The following is a 5,199-nucleotide window of genomic DNA, read 5'->3' as shown; positions in this document are numbered from 1 at the left end:
ATAGGTTTTATCCGTCCAGCCAGCTGTGTTCTTGTTGCCAGCATAAACAGCAGATGCCGCTGCACCAGCGGGTGTTTCGTTGTGAGAGTTGCGGTTTAGAGAAAGACCGGGATCTCAACGCAGCGATTAACTTGGTGGGGTGGTATTTTGAGGTGTATCTACCCTCAACTACCCCCAGCTTGGGGGGAAGTCACGCCTGTGGAGATCCCGCTGCCGGGGTTGGGTTGCAAGCCCAGCTAGGCAAGGGTCGTAGAAGCAGGAAGAAAGCATCAACGCTGGTCGAAAGTCCACTTTTGTCCAATGTTGTTTAAGTCTTTCGGAGCGGTTAATGGCGTTGAGGATGTAGGCGTGGCGGCTCGTCCACCGGGGATTGATCAACTCGCTATTGGGATCCCCGGGCCTGACATAGGCCATCGTGGCCTCATAACTGTCCAGCAACTGGGTGCGCTGCCGTCCTGCCGGCTGATGGCAACCCACACAACTGGCTTCTAGCAGCGGTTTGACATCCCGTTCGTAGGTAAATTGCGGTTCGGTGCGAAAACTCAGCTGAATGGCCTGCTCGAGGGGCAGCCCCTCTTGGGGAGAAAGCGTGAGGGTGTAACGGGTGCTAAAGCGCAAGGGATCCCGAGGCTTAAGCAACAACTCGTCTCCCTGCACATCAAAAATAACCGCTGCTGGCGGATCCAACTGAACCGCCAGACGTTGTAGATTGGGATCCAGTGGCCGATTGAATTGCAGCCGAATGACTCCATCCACAAAAACATCCTGCTGTTCGGGGGTAGGCTGGGAAGACACCCACTCCAAAAATGCCTGACTTTGAGAAGCATTCGACTGAGGCCAAACTTGCCGATGAGACTCGATGACAAAGAACGCTGCTGCCAACAACAACAGCCCCGCCCAAGTTCGCCACCGCCGCCAATGGCGAAAGACATTTGGCACAGTCGGAGCGTTCATTGCCGCAGACCCAATTTAACTGTTGTCAGAATAGCGAACTTACCCACACTTCAGCCATTGATGAGGTACAAACTGCCAGGGATCCCCAGCGGATCATGAGGATCCCTTGTTCTGAAAAGTAGAAAGACAATGAGCACCGGAGCGAAGGGAAGAGGTCGCTGCTCCCAAGCCCCTAGAGGCCGAAAGGAATACCAAAGGCTTTACCCAAGCTGAGATGAACTCACCAGCAGGGAAAAGCATCCAGGGAGACAGCAAATCAGTTGACCCGCTCCAGCTTGATGTTATGGTGGCCCAGCTTGATCTCGAACTCATCTCCGGGCTTGAGGCCCATCTTCTTGGTGTAGGCAGCTCCAATCAGGAGGTTGCCATTCTTATGAACCGAAACCCGGAAGGTAGGAGCGCGGCCACGGGATCCATTTTCGTCACTAGCGCCGAGATCCACGCCAACGGCCTTCAACAGGGCGTTGTTAAACTGCATCAGATTCACTCGCTCCTGACCATTCTTGGTGTAGGTGACATAACCACAGGCGCGAGCTTTTTCCTTGCGATCCGCATTTCCCATTGAAGTTACCTTGTCGAGGAGCTCTTGGCCAGTGAGTGGTTTTGGTTTACTGGTTGTAGCCATATCAAGATGGTTTTAGGGACAACTGTTAGTGTAGCCAGAAACAAACAGCGATTGCAATAGAGTTTGATCCAACTCTTCTTAATTAGAGGGAATGAGTGAGCGACTGCAATGGGATCTGAGGGCTGGTTGCGCAAAACAGCAGTGGGGAATTCCCTCTGAAGGCCAGAACCTATGGGGGAGACTTTGGCTGAAATGGGGAATGATAGGCTCTCAGGCCCTATTCTCGACAGGGTCATCCGTCCAAGTCAAAGTATCTTTGGGCGAGGGATCCCCGCTTTGCCGCCGGAATTGAGCAAAAGCAGGGAAACTGGAAACAAGGCTGTTTGCGTGTCACTCAATATGGATCCCTTTTGGTCGGGGCGGCGTCTCCTCATTGGGGTGAGCGGGGGGATTGCTGCTTACAAAACGGCAGCTTTGGTGTCTGCTCTGGTGCAGCAGGGAGCAGAGCTCAAGGTGGTTTTGACAAAAGCTGCGGAACATTTTATTTCTCCTTTGACTTTTGCCACCTTGTCCCGCCAGCCGGCTTTTACGGATGCCGCCTTTTGGCAAGCAACACGAGGACGACCGCTGCACATCGAGTTGGGGGAATGGGCGGAGGCTCTCCTCATTGCACCCTTGTCGGCCAACACCTTGGGCAAGTTGGCTCATGGGCTGGCGGATAACTTGCTCACCAATGTGGTTTTGGCTTCCCGGTGTCCGGTGGCGGTGGCACCGGCTATGAATACGCAGATGTGGAAGGCGGAGAAGGTGGCCGAGAATTGGCAGCGGCTACACCAGGATCCCCGTTTTTGGGCCTTGCCGACGGCCAGTGGCCGCCTGGCCTGTGATGCGGTGGGGGAAGGGCGCATGTTGGAGCCGGAGGCGCTGCAGGAGTATGTGCGGGCTTTGCTCTGGACAGGGGGGAAAAAAGATTGGCAGGGCAAGCGGGTGTTGGTGACGGCGGGGGGTACACGGGAGCCCATCGACGCGGTGCGTTTTATCGGCAACCCGGCCAGTGGTCGGATGGGAGTGGCGCTGGCGGTGGCGGCAGCCTGCCGGGGGGCGACAGTGACGCTGGTCCATGGGCCGTTGGGGATCCCTTTTGAGCCGGAACCCTTTGGCATTCGGGCCATTCGAGTGGAAACGGCAGCCCAACTGGAAGCGGCTTTGCAGGCGGAATTTCCCCAGGCGGATCTCTTGTGGATGGCTGCTGCTGTGGGGGATGTGCGCCCCTCTCAGGTTTACGCGGGGAAGCTGCCCAAAGCCGATCTACCCCAGATGTTGCCGTTGGAGCCGATCCCTGACCTGGTGGCAGCCCTGGCCCGCAACAAACGCCCTGGCCAGCGCCTCATCGGCTTTGCCGCCCAAAGTGGGGATCCCTTGCCACCGGCCAGAGAGAAGCTCCGCCAGAAGGGCCTGGATGCTATTGTGGCCAACCCCATCGACCAACCGGATAGCGGCTTTGGCAGCAGCCACAACCAAGGCTATTGGATCCCCCAGCAGGGAAGTCCAGAGCGGATCCCATTGGCAACCAAGCCAACCCTGGCCCACCGGCTGCTGGATCTGGCCCGGCAATTGGAGTTGGGCTACTTTAGTTAAACTCCCTCTCCCTCTGGAAGAGGGGCCGGGGGTGGGGGCTGTGCGGTACAGAACGCTAAACTTCCCGGAATAGCTGTTCGCGAACTGCCTCAAGAACCTGTGTAAAGCCACAGGGGCAAGCCCGAGGTGCTCGCTTCAAACTGCAGACGGGCCAAGGCTTCTGCTGCCGGCAGAAATCGAGACCAACCTCTGCGCCGCGGGAGCAGGTCGTAGAACTTCGCATCCGTCGGCAAACCGGCCAGCTCTGCCGCCCAAAGGCGGGCATCTTCCTCTGTGCCCAAGCGATCCACCACACCCAAGTGGAGGGCCTGCTCTCCGCTGAAAATGCGGCCATCGGCAAAAGTTTTGACCACATTCAAACTCAACTTGCGGGCAGCAGCAACCGTCTGCACAAACTGGCCGTAGGTGATGTCGATCAACTCTTGCAGGATGTTTCGCTCTTCTGGGGTCAGCTCGCGATCAAACGAGAGAATATCTTTGTAGGGGCCAGACTTAATTACCTTAAATGAAATCCCCACCTTATCCAGGAGGCGTTCGATATTGTTGCCTCGAATGATCACACCAATGCTACCGGTGATTGTTCCTGGGTTGGCAACAATTTTTTCGGCTCCCATGGCAATATAAACCCCCCCAGAGGCGGCAATGTTGCCAAAGCTGGCGACAATACGGGTGCCCTTTTTCTCTCGCAAACGCAAGAGGGCATTGTAGATTTCTTGGGAGTCGGCCACCGTCCCACCTGGACTATCGATGCGCAGCACCACGGCAGGGATATGGTTTTCTTCCGCCTCTTTCAGGGCCTTGAGAACCCGCTCGCGAGTTTTGCCATCAATGGCCCCTGCCACCTCAATGCGACCGATTTGCCGGCGCAAACCACCCAAGAATAATCGCTTCAGCATGGAAAAGAACTGGATAGGGATAAGTGCATATTCTGTATCATGAATGGCGGCTCATGGCTTGGTCAACCAGTTGCCTAGACGTTGCCATACACCGGGATCACCGCCCCTCGCAGATCCCGCGCTGCTTCTGAGACCAAAAAGGCGATCACCTGCCCGATGGACTCTGGCTTGACCCACAGCTCGGCTTGCTCGGATCCCATGGCAGCTCGGTTGGCCGGCGTGTCGATGATGCTGGGCAGGATGACGTTGGCTGTGATGTCTGTGCCTTGGGTTTCGGCGGCAATGGTACGGGTCAGGGCCACCACCCCTGCTTTGGAAGCGCAGTAGGCAGCCAATTGCGGGCCCGGCTCCACCGCTCCTCGGGATCCCACCGTTACAATCCTCCCATAGCCCTGTTGCCACATTCTGCGCAGGCTGTGCTTGCAGGTCAGGAATGTGGTGGTGAGGTTGAGGTCGAAGTCGCGATACCAGTCCGCCAAGCTGTACTCGTGGGTGGGGCCCATGGCAAAGCCCCCCACCAGGTGGATCAGCCCATCCACGCGGGGTAGGTCGGCAATGACGCGGGCAACCGCCGCCTCATCTGTTAAATCCACCTGCACAAAGCGAACCCGATCCAGAGCATTGGCCGGCAGGCGCTCCCGCAAAATGGTGAGATCTTTTTCTTGTCGATAGGTCAAGGTCAGCTCTGCTCCGCTGGCCAGCACCACGGGAACCACCCCCAAACCCAGCCCGCCTGTGCCACCGGTCAAGAGGATTTGCTTGCCTTGGTTGCCCTGCATGGATGCACCTGCATTGACGAAAGGGATCCAGAACAAGATCGGGAAGGGACTTCAAAAACCCCAGAGGATGTTTGGGTTCGTCCAACTGAGCTTCCCTCTCTCACCCTACCCCGGTTCCTGCCCCTCTTGAAGAACAACAGCCCTTTTGGGCGCTTTCTCCAGCAGCAGGTCGCTCAAGGCGAGCCAGTGGGGCAGGGCCAGCTCTTCGGCGCGGGCATCGGGGTTGAGGCGGAGCTGAGCCAAAGCTGCTGCGACCACCTCTCGCTCCACCAAGCTTCCCAGGGCATTGACGAGCTTCTTGCGGCGGGTGGAGAACCCCTGTCGAAGGAGGTGGTTAAACCAGCAGGGATCCCGGACGGGGGTGGGG

Annotated in this window: 5 protein-coding genes and 1 pseudogene; 1 reads left to right on the top strand and 5 read right to left on the bottom strand. The window is 57.3% G+C overall.

Annotation, left to right across the window (positions count from 1 at the left end; translation table 11 throughout):
- Window positions 1-168 precede the first annotated feature (168 nt).
- Both NW819_RS13615 and NW819_RS13610 read right to left on the bottom strand, forming a co-directional pair.
- Complete coding sequence (locus NW819_RS13615) at window positions 169-954, bottom strand: Ig-like domain-containing protein (RefSeq protein WP_414414074.1); 786 nt, start codon at window positions 952-954, stop codon at window positions 169-171.
- 256 nt (window positions 955-1,210) lie between these two features.
- On the bottom strand, window positions 1,211-1,579 hold the full coding sequence (locus NW819_RS13610; RefSeq protein WP_011432615.1) for an AbrB family transcriptional regulator: 369 nt from the start codon (window positions 1,577-1,579) through the stop codon (window positions 1,211-1,213).
- Between the two features lie 339 nt (window positions 1,580-1,918).
- Here NW819_RS13610 and coaBC point away from each other — a divergent pair, with 339 nt between their 5' ends.
- On the top strand, window positions 1,919-3,157 hold the full coding sequence (gene coaBC, locus NW819_RS13605; protein WP_414414075.1) for a bifunctional phosphopantothenoylcysteine decarboxylase/phosphopantothenate--cysteine ligase CoaBC: 1,239 nt from the start codon (window positions 1,919-1,921) through the stop codon (window positions 3,155-3,157).
- A gap of 89 nt (window positions 3,158-3,246) precedes the next feature.
- Here the strand turns inward: coaBC and sppA are convergent, their stop codons facing one another.
- The 3 genes and pseudogenes from sppA to NW819_RS13590 form a co-directional block, all read right to left on the bottom strand.
- Entirely contained in the window at window positions 3,247-4,053 is an 807-nt protein-coding gene (sppA, locus tag NW819_RS13600; RefSeq protein WP_414330880.1) for a signal peptide peptidase SppA, read from the bottom strand.
- Between the two features lie 74 nt (window positions 4,054-4,127).
- Entirely contained in the window at window positions 4,128-4,832 is a 705-nt protein-coding gene (fabG, locus tag NW819_RS13595; protein WP_414406646.1) for a 3-oxoacyl-ACP reductase FabG, read from the bottom strand.
- Window positions 4,833-4,937: 105 nt separating this feature from the next.
- Window positions 4,938-5,199, bottom strand: a pseudogene (locus NW819_RS13590) (16S rRNA (adenine(1518)-N(6)/adenine(1519)-N(6))-dimethyltransferase); the annotation flags it as partial.

It is taken from the genome of Synechococcus sp. R8-2, assembly GCF_047461715.1.
GTDB lineage: Bacteria > Cyanobacteriota > Cyanobacteriia > Thermostichales > Thermostichaceae > Thermostichus.
The sequence above is the reverse complement of the archived record's forward strand: the minus strand, read 5'-3'. Positions and strand labels throughout refer to the sequence as shown.